This window comes from Tindallia texcoconensis, from assembly GCF_055383815.1.
In genome coordinates this window covers 99,804-117,373 of the sequence record NZ_AP042431.1, presented here as the reverse complement: position 1 = coordinate 117,373, position 17,570 = coordinate 99,804, and the positions used below count along the sequence as shown (strand labels likewise).

The following is a 17,570-nucleotide window of genomic DNA, read 5'->3' as shown; positions in this document are numbered from 1 at the left end:
GCATGAACGTACAGGAGCAGGAAGTGCATAAGGATGTAGATCAATTTGTTATATTCCGATTAGTTGAAGAATCTTATGGGGTATCGATACATTATGTAGAAATAATTGAAAAAGTAACGTCTATCACACGAGTTCCTAATTCAGAAGAATACGTTTTGGGAGTTATCAATCTTCGTGGAGAAATAGTGCCAGTAATTGATTTGAGAAAGCGTTTTAACCTTCCTTTATCACCTATTACTGATGAATCCAGAATTATTATTCTGACAGTTCAAGAAATGACCGTAGGTATACTAACAGATAGCTCATCGGAAGTTTTAAACATTCCAAAAAGTCAGATTGAAAACACTGGTACAGTGCTTAGTATTGTTGACGAAGACAGTGTGGAAGGCATTGGGAAAGTCGATGATCGAATGATTATTCTTTTGGATATTCATGCTATGCTAGGTTTGGAGAAATCTGAGAGCTAAAGAAAGGAGTTTACTTCTTTGAATTTTTCGGTTGATGATTTAAATAGTTTACATCTAGACGTTTTAAAAGAAATTGGAAATATAGGTGCAGGAAATGCTGCGACTTCATTAGCGGTAATGATTCAAAAAAAAGTCGATATGCAGGTACCGGTTGTAAAAATCCTTGATATTCAAGATGTTCCAATGATCTTAGGTGGAGAGGAGAACATTGTTGCCGGAATCTATTTTGGAATGAAAGGTGAGATCGTAGGTAATATTATGGTATTACTAGATACACGCTCAGCTAGAAATCTTACTGGTTTTATGATGGGAAAGCCTGCAGAAACCATAGCCACTGAAGATAATTTTAAATTAGATGAAATGGAGCAATCTGCTCTCCAGGAAATAGGGAACATATTATCGGGAGCCTATATTTCATCCTTGGCTTCTCTAACGAACTTGAGAGTAGAGCTAACCACACCTTCTCTATGCATTGATATGGCAGGAGCAATATTGAGTGTTCCAGCTATCCAGTTCGGTACTATCAGTGATCGAGTATTAATGATTGAAAATACCCTGTTTGATGGTCATCAGGAGATGAAAGCGAATTTCTTTCTGATCCCAGACGCAAACTCTTTTGATGTCTTATTACAGAGCCTGGGAGTGAGTGGATGAATGCAGGATATAATTAAGGTAGGCATGGCAGATCTTAAAGTTGCAAAATCACCACAAGTTTTGACAACTCTAGGATTAGGATCCTGTGTTGGGATTGCTCTTTATGACACTGGCAAGGGAATAGCTGGACTAGCTCATATTATGCTGCCAGATAGCACCCAAATAAAAAACAATGCCAATAAAGCGAAATTTGCTGATACAGCAATGGTAGTATTGTTAGATGAATTAGTAAAAAAAGGTGTAAGTCGAAATAAATTAGTCGCTAAAATTGCTGGTGGAGCACAGATGTTTTCCTTTGATAATCAATCAGATATGATGAAGATTGGAGCTCGAAATGTGCTGGCGACAAAATCCTTATTAAAAACACATAATATCCCACTGTTAGCGGAAGATACGGGAGGAAATTTTGGTAGAACCATTGAAATCTATCCGGATTCAGGCGTGTTACTAATTAAAGCAATTGGAAAAGGGAAAAAAGAACTTTAATACCTGATGCCAGGAGGGATTGTCTATGGATCAAAATGTCCTATGGCAGGAGTATCGAAAGAACAAATCAGCAGAAGCTAAAAATCAGTTGATTGAAATCTACATAGAACTGGTTAGGATTGTCGCAGGTCGCCTTTACACGACCTACGGAAATCATTTGGAGTTTGATGATTTGGCGAGCTATGGTATTTTTGGCTTAATAGATGCTATTGAAAAGTTTGATCCAGATAAAAATGTTAAATTTGAAACATATGCTCAAATTCGCATTAGAGGTGCTGTCATTGATCAGATAAGGAACATGGATTGGATACCTCGTTCTGTGCGACAGAAAGCAAAAATAATTGAGAATGCAGTTTCAAAACTTGAGAATGCATCTGATGGTGAACCTGTTACGGATCATCGGATTGCTGAAGAAACGGGCATGACTGTACAAGAGCTGCACTCAGTACTTCAACAGACTAGTTCCTATCATGTGGTTTCCCTAGAAGAAAAAATGTTAGATACAGCAGAAGAGAATAAAATAATGGATGGCCAATCTGAATCACCAGAAGACAAACTTTTAAATGAAGAAATGAAAGAAGTTTTAATAACCAGCGTTGAATCACTACCTGTACGAGAAAAGCAGGTAATCACCCTTTACTATTATGAAGAGCTTACTTATAAAGAAATTGGTGCAATCATGGGAGTTTCAGAGTCTAGAGTTTCGCAATTGCACTCTAAAGCAGTTTCTAGAATTAAGGCACAAATGAGTTGAACGCGGGCGGCGTTGATTCTCGGAGGAGGGAAGGTATGAATAAAAGTTATGAATCCAATCAAAATCAAGAAATTGAGCATATTGACGGCACTGTATTGGTTGAGACAGATCCCCAAAAAAAGAAGGCTACTATGAGAATAGTTGCCCCGCAAGGCGAAGGAAACCCTGTTGATGAAGAAGCGGCCCTACAAGAATTGAAAAAAGCAGGAGTTATTTTTGGGATTGATCATACAATTATCAAAGAAAAAATTGATGCGCATCTTTTTGGGGAAACCTTTACGGTAGCTGAAGCAAAAATGCCTCAAGACGGTGAGGACGGAACAGTAAATTACTTTTTTAATACTGAAGGTTCAAAAAAACTGTCTATTATGGAAGATGGATCAGTTGATTTTAAAAACCTTGAACTCATTCAGAATGTTGAGGCAGGACAACTCTTAGCAGAGTTAATCCCTCCTTCGGAAGGAACTCCAGGGACCAATGTGATGGGGGAAGTTATTGAGCAAAAACCTGGGAAAAGACCAACATTTATTGCTGGGAAAAATGCCGTTATAAGCGAAGATCAACTTAAAATATCTGCTGAAATTGATGGTCAGGCATTGCTTCGAGATGGGAAAATACAAGTTAGTCCTGTATATGACGTGCCTGCAAATGTTGATAATACAACGGGTAATATTCGTTTTAAAGGAAAAGTGATTGTGAAAGGTAATGTGAAATCTGGGTTTACGATCGAAGCTGATGGTGATATAGAAGTGCATGGTGTTGTCGAAGGAGCAATTTTAAGGTCTAATGGAAGTATTTTTTTGAATCGTGGCGTACAAGGGAATAATCAGGCAGAACTGTACTGCAAAGGAGACTTGATCGCTAAGTATATAGAGAATACTAAAATTTCTGTTGGTGGGAATATTGAAGCTGACTGTATATTGCATAGCATTGCTTCTGCAAAGAAAAAAATTGTGATTAAAGGGAAGCGTGGTCTTATTGTGGGTGGTGTTGTAAAAGCAGGGGAAGAAATAGATGCTACCTTGATCGGCAGTTCCATGGGCACACAGACCAAAATTGAAGTAGGAATTGATCCAGAAACCAAAGAAAAGTATGATCAAATGCAGGCGAAATTAAAAGAAACGATTAAAAATCTAGACAACTTGAAAAAAACAATCGAAATTTTAAATAAAATGAGTAAAAATTCGCCGTTACCAAAAGATAAAAAAGAAATGTTAGTACGATCTGTTAAAACCTATGAAGTTCTGAAGGATCAACATATTAGTATCCAAGAGAATATAGCAAGCATGACAAAAGATATGGAAAACGCAACAAAAGGAAAAATTCACGTTTCTTCTACCATTCATCCTGGAGTAAAAGTTACGATTTCTACTGCAACAAAACATATTTATGATGACATAGCTATGTCAACATTACATTATAAAGATGGAGATATCGTTATTGGTTTGCATGAAAAGTAAGGAGTGGTCAAATGACTATTAAGCCTATCGATCAACAAATTACTGTGCTGAATTCTGTGCAAGAGTCAAAACACCAACACCATCAAAATAATAGAGCTCATAATGCGAATCAATTTTTACAAGGAAACGCACAAAAAGAAGGAATTAAAGATCAGACTCGTGTCACTAACTACGATGAAACACAAGGACAAAAGGTAAAGCAGGATGAGAAGAAAGAAAAAAATCAGCAAGGATCGAGGAAAAAAAAGAAGAAACAAGAAGAGAAACAAGAAGAGAAACAAGAAGAGAACTGTTCTGACACAAGTCAAAGTAAAGGTGCTCGTCTCGATATTAAGATTTGAGGTGTCCTATGATTTTTGATGCATCCATAGTTATTTCGTCAATCATTCTTGTTATATTTGTGATTGCAGTGCCTCTGTCTTGGTACTACTTCAATCGACAAACCACAAAAAGTTCCAGTTGTTCAGTTAGCAATAAGGTGTTAGAAGAACGTATTGTGTTGCTACAAGAACGAAATAAATCTTTAAGTATACGAATAGATCACTTAGAGGGCGAATTCGTTGAACTTCGTGACATAGTAGAAAGTATGAATTTGCAGAAAGTTACGGAAAGCGTCGAGAAAAAAATTGTAAATGATGACGACCATTTTGACAAAGCCATGCAATATCATCAATTTCTCCAAAAAAATTATGATGTGCTTGAGCTACTAAAAGAAGGTCTTTCTATAGATCAAACCGCAAAAAGATTAAATAAAAGTATTCGAGAAGTAGAGATGGTCTATCGATTACTTAAATAACAAGAAAATAATATTTGCCACTTATTGGTGATTATGATAAAATAATACAGGTGATAAATCGCACATCTTTGGATTCTGTTAAGGGTGCCTTTTAAAGGTCTTATCAGAAGGTGACAAAGATGGAGGAAAAAACAAACTGGAGGGAAATTAAATGAGTGTAGTATCAATGAAACAATTATTGGAAGCAGGTGTTCATTTTGGACATCAAACAAGAAGATGGAACCCTAAAATGGCGAAATTTATTTTCACTGAAAGAAATGGTATTTATATCATTGACTTGCAAAAAACTGTAAAAAAAGTGGATGAAGCTTATCGAGTGATTAAAGAAATAGCAGAAGACAATGGAACTGTTTTATTTGTGGGAACAAAAAAACAAGCCCAAGAGTCCATTGAAGATGAAGCGAAAAGATGTGGCATGTATTTTGTTAACCAGCGTTGGTTAGGTGGAATGTTAACAAACTACCAGACCATTAAAAAGAGAATTCAACGACTTAGAGAGCTCGAAAAAATGGAAGCGGATGGCACTTTTGACTTACTGCCTAAAAAAGAAGTGATTCAGCTTAAACATGAAATGGAAAGGCTTGAAAAATTCTTAGGCGGCATAAAAGACATGAAAGAAATGCCTAAAGCAGTATTTGTGGTAGATCCACGAAAAGAAAAAATTGCAATTTTAGAAGCGAAAAAACTAGGCATCCCGGTTATAGCTATCGTGGATACCAATTGTGATCCTGATGAAGTAGATTATGTTATTCCAGGTAATGACGATGCTATTAGAGCTGTTAAATTGTTAGCTTCTACAATGGCGGACGCCGTTTTAGAAGGACGACAAGGGTTTCAGTCTGACGAAGAAACATCTGAAATGTAAAAACAAATTACTTCTGGGGAAAACGGGTACCCTGGAATTTTAATTAATACAGGAGGTTACAAAATGAATATAACAGCAGGTATGGTTAAAGAACTGCGAGAAAAAACGAGTGCAGGGATGATGGACTGTAAAAAAGCACTAACAGAAACAGAAGGCAACATGGACAAAGCGGTAGAATTACTGCGCGAAAAAGGATTAGCAGCCGTAGCTAAAAAAGCTGGTCGTGTTGCAGCGGAAGGCCTTGTTGAAGCATATATTCATGGTGGGCGAATTGGGGTTCTTGTAGAAGTGAATTCTGAAACGGATTTTGTTGCTAAAAATGAAGAATTTAAAACTTTTGTGAAAGACGTGGCTATGCAAATTGCCGCATCCAACCCACAATATATTAGTCGTGAAGAAGTACCTCAAGATGAAATTGAACATGAAAAAACATTTTTGAGAAATCAGGCATTGAATGAAGGGAAACCTGAAAAAATAGTAGATAAAATGGTTGAAGGAAGAATAGAAAAATATTACAAAGAAGTATGCCTTCTAGAGCAAGACTTTGTCAAAAACCCTGATATTACAATATCCGATCTTCTAACAGAGAAGGTTGCCAAGATTGGTGAAAATCTTAATATAAGAAGGTTTTCTAGATTTGAAGTTGGAGAAGGCATTGATAAAAAAGAAGAAAATTTTGCTGAGGAAGTTGCTAAACAAATCCAATAATATAAATGATGAGAACACACTTGTGTTCTCTTTCTCTATGTCTTACAATTAAATATAGATAAGGGAGTAAACGTACATGGATAAACCATTATATAAAAGAATATTATTAAAATTAAGTGGTGAAGCATTAGCCGGAAGGAAAGGGTTTGGACTCGATCCTGACACTATTCAGCAAATTGCACTTCAGATTAAAGAAGTAATTGAAATGAACGTTCAAGTTGCAATTGTTGTAGGTGGTGGTAATTTTTGGCGTGGTAGGTCTGGTGAAAAGATGGATCGTACTACAGCGGATTATATGGGAATGATGGCAACGGTTATAAATGGATTGGCTTTACAAGATGCCCTTGAAAATGTTGACGTCATTACACGTGTACAAACGGCTATAGAAATGCGTCAAATCGCTGAACCGTATATTAGACGCCGTGCTGTCAGGCATTTGGAAAAAAATAGAGTGGTTATTTTTGCTGCAGGGACTGGAAATCCCTACTTTTCAACAGATACTACTGCAGCTCTTAGGGCAGCAGAAATTGAAGCAGATGTAATCCTTTTGGCAAAAAAAGTGGATGCTGTATATGATAAAGATCCAAATGAAAATGAAGACGCAAATAAATTTGAAGATGTCAGTTATATAGAAATATTAAACAGAGGATTAAAGGTTATGGACTCTACTGCGACTTCTCTTTGTATGGACAATAAAATACCATTAAAAGTTTTTGGGTTGGATGATCCTGAAAATATTAAAAAAGTAGTATTGGGTAAGCCTATGGGTACTTATATACATAGTTAATAAAGGGGGACTTGTTGATGCAACTGGAAATTCATAAATCGATGGAAGAAAAAATGAAAAAAACGATTCATGTAGTTCAAGATGAGTTTAATAGTATTCGTGCTGGACGCGCTAATCCATCAATGCTAGATCGAATCAGCGTAGAATATTATGGAGCTATTATGCCTCTCAATCAAGTGGCTACTATTGCGGCTCCAGAACCTAGAATGATTACAATTCAACCATTTGATATTTCTGTTCTTCAAGAAATTGAAAAAGCAATTCAAAAATCTGAATTAGGTATTAATCCATCTTCTGATGGAAAAATTATTCGTTTAGTTATTCCTCAATTAACAGAAGAAAGAAGAAAAGATTTAACGAAGTTAGTGAAAGCTAAAGCGGAAGATGGACGTGTAGCTATTCGAAATGAAAGAAGATGGGCAAACGACGCATTTAAAAAGATGGAAAAAGATGGAGAATTAACAGAAGATGATTTGAAGCAAGCACAAGAAGAAGTGCAAAAACTAACAGATCGATATATTGAAGAAATAGATAAGCTTTATGAAACAAAGGAAAAAGAAATTTTGGAGGTATAATGTGAATGTAGAGCAGGATGTTTTAGGATATCATCTTAAAGAAGCAATTCATGTTATGAAGCTCCATTCTATAGAATACAGGATCCAAGAAACATCAGCCTTTAGAAAACAGCATCACACAAACTGTCGTGTTGTAAGGCAGCGGTTTATTCATTCCTGTGCTATAATGGAAATAACAGTCTCATACTTTTAGCCCCCTTCGTAGGGGGCTATTTGACAGTTACAGGAGGTAAGTCTCAATGAATGAAATACCAAGACACGTTGCTGTCATTATGGATGGTAATGGTCGATGGGCTAAAAATCGATTTATGCCTAGGAGTGCAGGTCATCGAAAGGGTGTGGAAGCTCTTCGAAGCGTTATCAAAAGAGCCTCAGATCTATCCATAGAAATACTTACAATCTATGCATTTTCAACAGAAAACTGGAAAAGACCACCTGAAGAAATAGGATTTCTAATGAATTTACTTAAGGAATATATCTCTAAAGAATTATATGAACTAGATAAGAATGATGTAAAAATAATGACCATAGGAGATTTAACAAAGCTAGAATCCTTATTACAGGATGAAATTAATGCTGCGGTTGAAAAAACCAAAAACAATCAGGGTCTTGTTGTTAACATTGCATTGAATTATGGAGGTAGAAATGAAATTGCAAGGGCTGTTGAAAAAGCATTAAAGAACAAGCATATCTCCCACCAATCATCTAAGGATGTTATCCAAGAAACCATTGAAAATAATTTAGATACCTATGGTTTACCGAATCCTGACTTACTTATTCGAACAGGCGGAGAAGTTAGAATAAGTAATTTTTTGATTTGGCAATTAGCATATACAGAATTCTATTTTACGCAAACATTATGGCCAGACTTTAATGCAGATTCATTAGATGCTGCGATAGAACATTTTCAGCATAGATCTAGAAGGTTTGGCGGTTTGTAATCTAAGGAGGACCTTTATGTTTAAACGCGTCTTCACCACGGTGATTGGCCTTCCGTTTTTATTTATTGTTTTACACATAGGGAACCCGTATTTGTTGCCAGCATTGATGGTTGTCAGCATATTGGGCTTACATGAGTTATATCAAGCTTCAAAAAAAACGGGGATGAATCCAATGAGGGAGGTTGGATTTTTAACCACCGTTGCTTATTTTTATTTTGTATATCGTCAAAATCAACTCCCTGATGGTCTGGTAATAACAGTTTTAATGTGTATTGCTTTAATGTCTTTGTCCATTATTAGCAGAAAGCATTATACGATTCAGGATATTTCTTTAACTCTATTTGGAGTTATTTATATTCCTTTTATGATGAGTCATTTAATGGCTCTACATCAAATGAGTATGCCTCATTTAATCTGGTTGGTTTTTATTGTTGCTTGGTGTTGTGATACATTTGCTTATCTGACAGGTTTATTAGTTGGAAAGCACAAACTTTGTCCTTCTGTAAGCCCAAAAAAAACCATAGAGGGAGCTCTTGGTGGCATTATTGGTTCTGTGGTGGGATGTTTTATTTTTTCCTGGTTTTTGATGCCTGAATTTCTGTTATCCATTTCGATTATGGGATTGGGAGGCGCTGTTATTTCACAGATGGGGGACCTTTCTGCATCTTCTATAAAAAGATATTTTGACATTAAAGACTTTGGAAATCTTTTTCCAGGACACGGAGGCGTTCTTGATCGTTTTGATAGCATTTTATTTACGGCTCCCTATGTATTCTATTATCTTCAATGGGTGGTTTATATGAGATAGGGTATCTATATCATAACGAAGGAGTGTTTGTATTGAAAGCGGTAAGCGTTCTTGGATCAACTGGCTCTATTGGAAAGCAAACATTGGATGTTGTACGACAGCATCCTGAATCTTTTCGCATAATTGCATTAACAGCTCATCGTAATCGAGGCTTATTATTAAAACAGATAATTGAATTTAATCCTAAAATAGCATCTATTAGCTGTAAAGAAGATGCTGAATGGCTTAAAGCCAACTGCAATACAGATACGAGTATATGCTATGGCATGGAAGGCATTCTTTGGGCAGCTACAGAGGATACAATTGATGTGGTATTAAACGCTCTTGTTGGTAGTAGAGGATTACTACCCTCCTGTTACGCTATCAAAGCTGGTAAAACCTTAGCTTTAGCAAATAAAGAATCCTTAGTTGCTGGCGGGAGTCTGGTAATGAAGCTGGCCCAATTAAATCAAGTGGACATTCTGCCTGTTGACAGTGAACATTCAGCTATTTTTCAGTGCCTCAGAGGCGAAAAAGCAAAGCAATTAACCCGCATTGTTCTTACGGCCTCTGGAGGTCCTTTTCGAACTTTAAAAAAAGAAGAGATAGAGACTATGAATCCATCTGCTGCTTTAAAGCACCCTAATTGGAATATGGGACAAAAGATAACAGTTGACTCTGCCACTATGATGAACAAAGGTTTAGAAGTTATTGAGGCGAAGTGGCTATTTGATTTGAATGCAGATCAGATAGATGTTCTGGTTCATCCTGAGAGCATTATTCATTCTATGGTAGAATTCAGGGACACATCAGTAATTGCACAGTTAGGGCAACCTGATATGCGGGTTCCGATCCAATTTTCTATGACCTACCCAGAGCGGTATTATTTGGATGCTCCCAAGCTTGATTTAGCTAGGCTTAAACAACTGAATTTTGAAAAACCTGATATGAACCGATTTCCAAATCTTCGACTGGCTTTTATAGCCATGGATATTGGCAAGACGATGCCCTGTGTATTGAATGCAGCCAATGAACACCTTGTTCCACATTACTTAGAAGAAAGAGTGAGTTTTTATCAAATGGCTAACATGATTGAAACGATCATGTTGCGTCACGAAGCTTTCGATTATGACTCCGTTGAAGAAATTCAAGAAGTTGAACAGTGGGTTGAAGAACAAGTTAATGAGTTAATATAGGAAAGTACTGTGAGGAAGGTGTTTTTATGACAACGGCAATTGTAGCTATATTTGTATTTGGACTACTTGTTTTTTTTCATGAGTTAGGCCATTTCAGTGTAGCAAAGTATGTAGGGATTAAAGTGCATGAGTTTGCAATAGGCATGGGACCCAAGGTTTTGCATCGACAGAAAGAAGAAACGCTCTACTCGATCCGCGCATTTCCAATTGGAGGATTTGTTCGAATGGAAGGTGAGGATGAAAGTTCGGAGACGAAAGATAGCTTTGGTCAAAAAACCGTAGGACAGCGAATAAGTGTTATACTTGCAGGTCCAATAATGAACTTTATTCTGGGCTTCTTTTGTTTTTTTATTATTTTTTTGACTATTGGAGTGCCATCTACTCAAATAAGTCATGTAATTCCTGATTCTCCAGCTTTTTTTGCTGGATTGCAGGCAGAAGATCAAGTAAAGCGTATTCAGGGAGAGGAAATTACTAGTTGGGATCAATTAGTAGAACGAATTTCGGCCGCTGAAGACCAAACTATTTCTGTGGAGATAATACGTGATAATAGAACACTTTCTTTTGAGTTGTTACCAGAGTTGGATTCGACATCAGGTCGGGCAATGATTGGCATTGTTCCAGGGAGTGAAGTATCAGTAACCGGTGCTTTTATTAATAGTTATCATCAAAGTCGGTTTATCTTTACGGAAATATTTAGCTTTCTACAGCAGCTTATCCGAGGACAGGCGGACACTTCTGATGTAGCGGGCCCTGTTGGCATTATAAGTCTAGTTGGGCAAGCGAGTCGATCTGGATGGATTGATGTAGTGGGATTAGCCGGTCTTATTAGTATTAACTTAGGAATCATGAATCTGTTACCGATACCAGCCTTAGACGGAAGTCGAATTATTTTCTTGATTTTAGAAGGTTTAAGAGGAAAGCCTGTTGATCCTGAAAAAGAAGCTTTGGTTCATATGGTAGGGATAACACTTTTAATGATGCTGATGATAGCCATAACCTATAAAGACATACTAACATTTTTCTAAGTTGCTTTCTATTGATATGGAACTAGAGGAGATAATAATGAATCGAAAAATAAAGAAAACAATATATTGTGGAACCTTAGGTATTGGTGGAATTGAACCTGTGAGCATTCAGTCCATGACGACAACCGATACCAGGGATACTATTGCTACTGTTAATCAGATAAAAGACTTGCAAAATGAAGGATGTCAATTGGTCCGCGTAGCAGTACCGGACAAAGAAGCGGCTATGGCTATCAGAACAATAAAGTCACAGATTTCTATTCCTTTAGCTGCGGACATACATTTTGACTATCGGTTAGCTCTTAAATCAGTGGAAATGGGTGCTGATAAACTGAGAATTAATCCAGGAAATATCGGTGATTTTTCTCGAGTGAAGGAAATTTCTAGAGTGTGTCAAGAATACAATGTACCGATACGTATTGGGGTTAATGGAGGGTCTCTTGAAAAAAAATGGATTGATAAATATGGTGGACCAAGTGTAGATGCAATGGTAGAAAGTTGCATGGACTCTGTGCGAAGACTTGAGGATATTGACTTTACCAATATGGTGATTTCCATTAAATCCAGTGATTTATCTACGATGGTGAGTGCTTATCGTTCCGTTAGTGAAAAGTTGACATATCCTCTCCATATCGGAGTGACGGAAGCTGGGACTGTTGATACAGGCACCATTAAGTCTGCCATAGGTATAGGCAGCCTACTTCTGGATGGCATAGGGGATACACTTAGAGTATCCTTGACAGGTTCGCCTGTACACGAGATAAAAGTAGCAAAAAGAATATTAAATAGTCTAGGACTTCTTAACAACCAAGTACAAATTATTTCATGTCCAACGTGTGGAAGGTGTCAAATCGATTTAGTTTCTATGGCAGAAGAGATTGAAAAAGCTGTAGAAGATATTCAAAAACCCATTACTGTTGCTGTGATGGGTTGTGCTGTAAATGGACCTGGGGAGGCTAAAGAAGCAGACATTGGCATTGCTGGTGGAAAAGAATCAGCACTTTTGTTTAAAAAAGGGAAAATTATTCGCAAATTAAAGGAAAATGAGATTGTACCAGCTTTGATAAATGAGATACGTCAGCTTGGTCCTTTGTAAAACGGGAGGATATAGATCATGGAAAGAAAAATGTATACATTAGACCAGTTATTTCACTATTTTTCTGTTGATACGGAGGGAGACTGGTTCCAGTATTGTATAGTAGAAAGAGTTCAGTTGTATTCCTCGTCACATAAGATGAATCTTTTGCTTACATTCCTGCAAGAGCCAATAATTGAGTCTTTAGAAAAACAATTTAGTCTTCTAGAGAAGAAATTGCAACTTTCATGCCCTGTTACTTATCAAATAAGTCATGTGGCTGGTATTGAGACCTTAAGAAAACTGCGTTCATCTGATTTTTTTCTGGACAATTTGTTTTATTCAATTCAAAAAAAAATGCCGGTCTCTACAACGCTTATTGATCGGGTTGAAATACAAATAACAACAGAAAACTTGATCCTTAATGCAAAGGATCAAGTTTTCTATGATAAGGCTAAAGAAAGAAATTTAGAAAAATGGATCACGTACTGTTTGAAACAATACTACGGCTTCAGCATTTCCTGTGGGATTAATCTTTCGCATGAATGTTCTGACAATCAGAACGAATTCTATAAACGACGGCAGCATCTAGAAAAAGATCTAGTGCAGAAAATTAGATTAGAAGAAAAACATCAAGAAAAGAATGAAAAAACACCTGCAAAAGACGTTGTTAAGTGTAAGTCAACGGATAGTCAGAAATCAGACGATAAAATATGGTGTGGCCGAAAAATCAATGATCATCCTATTCCCATAGGAAGTATATCAGAAGATGATACTTCAGTAATCATCCATGGAGAAATATTCGGTGTAGAGATTCGTGTGTTAAAAGATGAACGAAAACTTTACATTCTCGATATTACAGACTATACAGGTTCGCTTACTGCAAAGTTGTTTGAACCAAGAAAAAATGATAAACCCTTGGATGAATTGATTAAACCTGGCGCCAGCATCGCATTGAAAGGCACACTTCAATATGATCATTATAGCCGCGAAATAAATATGATGATTTCAGATATTAATCAAATAATTATGAAAGATAAACAAGATATGGCATCGGAAAAAAGAGTCGAGCTTCATTGCCATACTTGTCTTTCGCAGATGGATGGTATCTCTTCCCCAAGCCATTTGTTTGAGCAGGCAAGAAAATGGAATCATGAAGCATTAGCCATTACGGATCATGGTGTTGTGCAGGCGTTTCCAGAAGTACATCAAGCTTCTCTTGAACATGGGGTTAAAGCGATATATGGGATGGAAGGATACTTAGTAGATGATGAACGAAAAATACTAGAAGGTGAAAATAAGGTTGGCTTTAAGGATGCATTTGTTGTGTTTGACCTTGAAACAACAGGGTTATCGAATGTACATCATCGAATTACAGAAATAGGAGCTGTCAAAATAATAGGAGGTGAAATTGTAGATGAATTTAGTGCGTTGGTAAATCCTCAACAGTCTATTTCTGAAAAAATAACAAAAATTACGGGTATTACAAACGAAATGGTTCGTGAGGCTCCTACTATAGAGATGATTCTTCCTTCTTTTGTTAAATTTGTGAAAAACTGTGTGTTGGTGGCCCATAATGCTGATTTCGATATTGGCTTTCTGCGAGAGAACATGCAAAAACAGGGATACTATTTCGATTATCAGGTTTTAGATACGTTGAAACTCTCTCGGCAATTGCTGAAAGATTTGAAAAAATATAAATTAAACGCTGTTGCCAAGGCTTTGGATGTAAAGCTTGAAAATCATCATCGTGCAGTTTATGATGCAAAAGCAACGGCGGAAATTTTCATTAAGTTGATTCAAAGAATGAAAGATCAGGAAATTGAAGATTTTACCCAAATGAATGAAGTTTCAGAAAAAGACAAAGATACAACACGTCAAGGAACAAATCATATTATACTTCTTGCAAAGAATCATAAGGGCCTTAGAAATTTATATGAATTAGTAAGTGAGTCTCATATGAACTATTTTTATAAAAAACCACGGATACCCAAAAGTCTTTTACGTAAAAAAAGAGATGGTATATTGGTTGGATCAGCTTGCCAGGATGGGGAAGTATATCAAGCTATTTTAAATCATGAGAAGCAAAAACAAATTGAAGTTATTGCTTCTTTCTATGATTATCTTGAGATACAACCTACGAGCAACAATTTATTTCTCATTGAAAAAGGATTTGTAAAAGACGAAGAAGAGTTAAGGCAACATCATCATGAAATCCTTAAGCTTGGTGAAAAAGTAAAGATTCCTGTTGTTGCTACAGGAGATGTTCATTATGTTGAAAGACGAGATAATCATTATCGACAAATTTTACAAGCAGGCATGGGCTTTGATGATATTGAGGAGGATTCAGAGCTTCATTATAAAACCACAGTAGAAATGTTAAATGATTTCTCGCACTTAGGTAAAGATAAGTCTTACGAAGTAGTGGTAACGAATACTCGTAGTATTGCAGATAGTATTGAGACTCTGATTCCAGTGCCAGAAGGAACTTTTCCGCCTTCCATAGAAGGTTCGGAGGCTAAGCTGAGAAATCTATGCTATGAAAATGCTTATAGAATTTACGGAAATCCATTGCCAGATATTGTTGAAAATAGATTGTCTAGGGAACTGAATTCTATTATCGACAATGGGTATTCTGTTATGTATATGATATCACATCAATTAGTAGCAAAATCACTGAAAGATGGATACTTAGTTGGCTCTAGAGGATCTGTTGGTTCTTCATTTGCAGCTACTATGAGTGATATTACTGAAGTGAATCCCTTAGCTCCCCATTACGTATGCAGCCAATGTAAACATTCTATCTTCTTCACCGATGGAGAATATGAATCAGGAGTGGATTTACCAGATCGTAACTGTCAGCAATGCAGTAAGCCCTATATAAAAGATGGTCATCAAATTCCATTTGAAGTATTTCTAGGCTTTGAAGGGGACAAGGAACCAGATATTGATCTGAATTTTGCAGGTGAATATCAAAGTGTTGCACACCAGTATATCGAAACATTATTTGGTAAAGAACATGTTTTTCGAGCGGGTACTTTAGGAACTATTGCAAATAAAACAGCTTATGGATTTGTGAAAAAATTTAGTGAAGCTTATTCTGTTCAGATGAACAACGCAGAAATTAGGCGTTTAATAGATGGGTGCACAGGTGTAAAACGCACTACAGGCCAACATCCAGGTGGTGTAATGATTGTTCCTCAAGACAAAGACATTCATGAATTTACTCCTATTCAGCATCCGGCAAATGATGCGTCTTCTGGTGTTATAACTACTCACTTTGATTACAATGCCCTTAGTGGCAAGCTGCTTAAATTAGATATTCTTGGTCACGATGTGCCCACTATTATTCGAATGTTAGAAGATATGACCGGAACCAATGCCCTTGCAATTCCATTAGATGATTTGGAAACCATGAGTCTTTTTCGCAATACGGATGCTCTTAATTTTGATGATGAGAAATGGAAACCAGAAGTTGGTAGTCTAGGTATTCCCGAATTTGGAACAAAGTTTGTTAGGCAGATGCTTTTAGATACAAAGCCTACTACATTTGCTGAACTAGTCCGAATTAGTGGCCTTTCACATGGTACAGATGTATGGCTTAATAATGCCCAAGAATTAGTTAGAAATGAAACGGCCACCCTAAAAGAGGTCATATGTACCCGAGATGATATCATGAACTACCTAATTCTGAAAGATGTTCCATCTAAGCAAGCTTTTAAGATTATGGAAAACGTTCGAAAAGGAAAAGGGCTGAAGGATGAAGAGGAAGAGCTGTTAAAAAAACACAATGTCCCCAAATGGTATATAGAATCTTGTAAAAAAATAAAATACATGTTTCCAAAAGCTCATGCAGTTGCTTATGTGACAATGTCCTTTCGTATTGCCTATTATAAGGTGCATCATCCAGAAGCTTTTTATGCTTCTTACTTTAGTATGAAGGTAGATGATTTTGATGCTCAAGTAGCTCTAAAAGGAACAGAAACGATCATTGAGCAAATGAAAGAATTAGAAAGTACTTCACAAAAACTAAAGGCTAAAGAAAAAAATCAACTCGTTGTGATGGAAGTAATCTTAGAAATGTTGAGTCGAGGCATTGAACTTCTGCCAGTTCACTTATATCGTTCGCATGCAGATCGATTTCTTGTAGAAGATAAGAAAATAAGACCTCCTTTAACCTCCTTGCAAGGTGTTGGAAGGAACGCAGCACAAAAAATTGCAGAAGAGGCTAGCAGTCGAGAATTTCTTTCCATTGAAGAATTCAGGAACAGAACAGGAGCCTCGAAAGTGGTAATTGAAACACTAAAAAACCATGGTGCTTTTAATAATTTACCTGAGACTAACCAGCTCTCCCTCTTTCAGCTTGATTTGCCATCATGAGTATGATATAATGTGTGCATATTAGTAGGTTGAAGTTGAACTTTGGCACTTAAACGCAGAGCTATTGATGAGAAGAGTGGGAACCCCCCACTCTTTCGTTTTCTTTTAGGCTCCTTCGTTGAAGAATTGGGGGAAAATAGTGAAAAGAAAAGAATTGGAACAGCGCATAGAGTCTATTTTGGAAGAATATTTAAAAACAAATGAAACTGATTTGGTAGATGTTGAATTTGTAAAAGAAGGACCTAATCATTACCTTCGTATTTATATCGATAAGCCCACAGGGGTTTCTATTCAAGATTGTGAAAATACTAGTCGCTACCTTGACGAGCAGTTGGATCAACATGATGAATGGATTCAAGTGGCATACTACCTGGAAGTGGCATCACCGGGTCTAGACAGACCTTTTAAGAAGGAAAAAGATTACCGTAGAAACATGGGAAAACTCGTAGAAGTTAAACTATATCAAAATAAAGATGGCAAAAAGCTAATCCAAGGAATTTTAGATGGATATACAGAAGATACATTGACGCTTACATTAGATAATGAAGAGGAACTAACATTGGAACACAAACAAATTGCATTGATAAAACCGGCCATTATATTTTAGGGGG

Annotated in this window: 18 protein-coding genes; all 18 read left to right on the top strand. The window is 36.7% G+C overall.

Annotation, left to right across the window (positions count from 1 at the left end):
* Positions 1–2 precede the first annotated feature (2 nt).
* The 18 genes from ACZ47N_RS00565 to ACZ47N_RS00480 all read left to right on the top strand — a co-directional run bounded on the left by ACZ47N_RS00565 (position 3) and on the right by ACZ47N_RS00480 (position 17,566).
* Positions 3–467, top strand: a complete 465-nt coding sequence (locus tag ACZ47N_RS00565) for a chemotaxis protein CheW (RefSeq protein WP_464887192.1) — start codon at positions 3–5, stop codon at positions 465–467.
* A gap of 18 nt (positions 468–485) precedes the next feature.
* Entirely contained in the window at positions 486–1,121 is a 636-nt protein-coding gene (locus ACZ47N_RS00560; protein ID WP_464887191.1) for a chemotaxis protein CheC, read from the top strand.
* Positions 1,122–1,607 carry a chemotaxis protein CheD gene (locus tag ACZ47N_RS00555; RefSeq protein ID WP_464887190.1) on the top strand — a complete coding sequence of 162 codons (486 nt, stop codon included), beginning with the start codon at positions 1,122–1,124 and terminating at the stop codon, positions 1,605–1,607.
* Positions 1,608–1,632: 25 nt separating this feature from the next.
* Positions 1,633–2,361 carry a FliA/WhiG family RNA polymerase sigma factor gene (locus tag ACZ47N_RS00550; protein ID WP_464887189.1) on the top strand — a complete coding sequence of 243 codons (729 nt, stop codon included), beginning with the start codon at positions 1,633–1,635 and terminating at the stop codon, positions 2,359–2,361.
* A gap of 35 nt (positions 2,362–2,396) precedes the next feature.
* Positions 2,397–3,821: a DUF342 domain-containing protein gene (locus tag ACZ47N_RS00545; RefSeq protein WP_464887188.1), complete on the top strand. Its 1,425-nt coding sequence runs from the start codon at positions 2,397–2,399 to the stop codon at positions 3,819–3,821.
* A gap of 11 nt (positions 3,822–3,832) precedes the next feature.
* Entirely contained in the window at positions 3,833–4,162 is a 330-nt protein-coding gene (locus ACZ47N_RS00540) for a hypothetical protein (RefSeq protein WP_464887187.1), read from the top strand.
* Positions 4,163–4,170: 8 nt separating this feature from the next.
* A complete protein-coding gene (locus ACZ47N_RS00535) occupies positions 4,171–4,617 on the top strand; it encodes a hypothetical protein (RefSeq protein ID WP_464887186.1) in 447 nt (148 codons plus the stop codon).
* 151 nt (positions 4,618–4,768) lie between these two features.
* Positions 4,769–5,482, top strand: coding sequence for a 30S ribosomal protein S2 (gene rpsB / locus ACZ47N_RS00530; protein ID WP_464887185.1), 714 nt, complete (start codon positions 4,769–4,771; stop codon positions 5,480–5,482).
* Between the two features lie 63 nt (positions 5,483–5,545).
* The gene (gene tsf, locus ACZ47N_RS00525; protein WP_464887184.1) at positions 5,546–6,190 is read left to right on the top strand and encodes a translation elongation factor Ts; all 645 of its coding nucleotides are present in this window, start codon (positions 5,546–5,548) and stop codon (positions 6,188–6,190) included.
* 76 nt (positions 6,191–6,266) lie between these two features.
* The gene (gene pyrH / locus ACZ47N_RS00520) at positions 6,267–6,977 is read left to right on the top strand and encodes a UMP kinase (protein WP_464887183.1); all 711 of its coding nucleotides are present in this window, start codon (positions 6,267–6,269) and stop codon (positions 6,975–6,977) included.
* A 17-nt stretch (positions 6,978–6,994) separates the two neighbouring features.
* Positions 6,995–7,552 (top strand): ribosome recycling factor, encoded by a 558-nt coding sequence (gene frr / locus ACZ47N_RS00515; RefSeq protein WP_464887182.1) that lies wholly within the window; start codon positions 6,995–6,997, stop codon positions 7,550–7,552.
* Positions 7,553–7,791: 239 nt separating this feature from the next.
* Positions 7,792–8,493 (top strand): isoprenyl transferase, encoded by a 702-nt coding sequence (locus ACZ47N_RS00510; protein WP_464887181.1) that lies wholly within the window; start codon positions 7,792–7,794, stop codon positions 8,491–8,493.
* Positions 8,494–8,509: 16 nt separating this feature from the next.
* A complete protein-coding gene (locus tag ACZ47N_RS00505) occupies positions 8,510–9,301 on the top strand; it encodes a phosphatidate cytidylyltransferase (protein WP_464887180.1) in 792 nt (263 codons plus the stop codon).
* Between the two features lie 23 nt (positions 9,302–9,324).
* The gene (locus ACZ47N_RS00500) at positions 9,325–10,476 is read left to right on the top strand and encodes a 1-deoxy-D-xylulose-5-phosphate reductoisomerase (protein ID WP_464887179.1); all 1,152 of its coding nucleotides are present in this window, start codon (positions 9,325–9,327) and stop codon (positions 10,474–10,476) included.
* A 26-nt stretch (positions 10,477–10,502) separates the two neighbouring features.
* Positions 10,503–11,504: an RIP metalloprotease RseP gene (gene rseP / locus ACZ47N_RS00495; protein ID WP_464887178.1), complete on the top strand. Its 1,002-nt coding sequence runs from the start codon at positions 10,503–10,505 to the stop codon at positions 11,502–11,504.
* A 31-nt stretch (positions 11,505–11,535) separates the two neighbouring features.
* Positions 11,536–12,600 carry a flavodoxin-dependent (E)-4-hydroxy-3-methylbut-2-enyl-diphosphate synthase gene (gene ispG / locus ACZ47N_RS00490; RefSeq protein ID WP_464888452.1) on the top strand — a complete coding sequence of 355 codons (1,065 nt, stop codon included), beginning with the start codon at positions 11,536–11,538 and terminating at the stop codon, positions 12,598–12,600.
* A gap of 18 nt (positions 12,601–12,618) precedes the next feature.
* Entirely contained in the window at positions 12,619–16,959 is a 4,341-nt protein-coding gene (locus ACZ47N_RS00485; RefSeq protein WP_464887177.1) for a PolC-type DNA polymerase III, read from the top strand.
* Between the two features lie 139 nt (positions 16,960–17,098).
* On the top strand, positions 17,099–17,566 hold the full coding sequence (locus tag ACZ47N_RS00480; RefSeq protein ID WP_464887176.1) for a ribosome maturation factor RimP: 468 nt from the start codon (positions 17,099–17,101) through the stop codon (positions 17,564–17,566).
* The last annotated feature ends 4 nt before the right edge of the window (positions 17,567–17,570 follow it).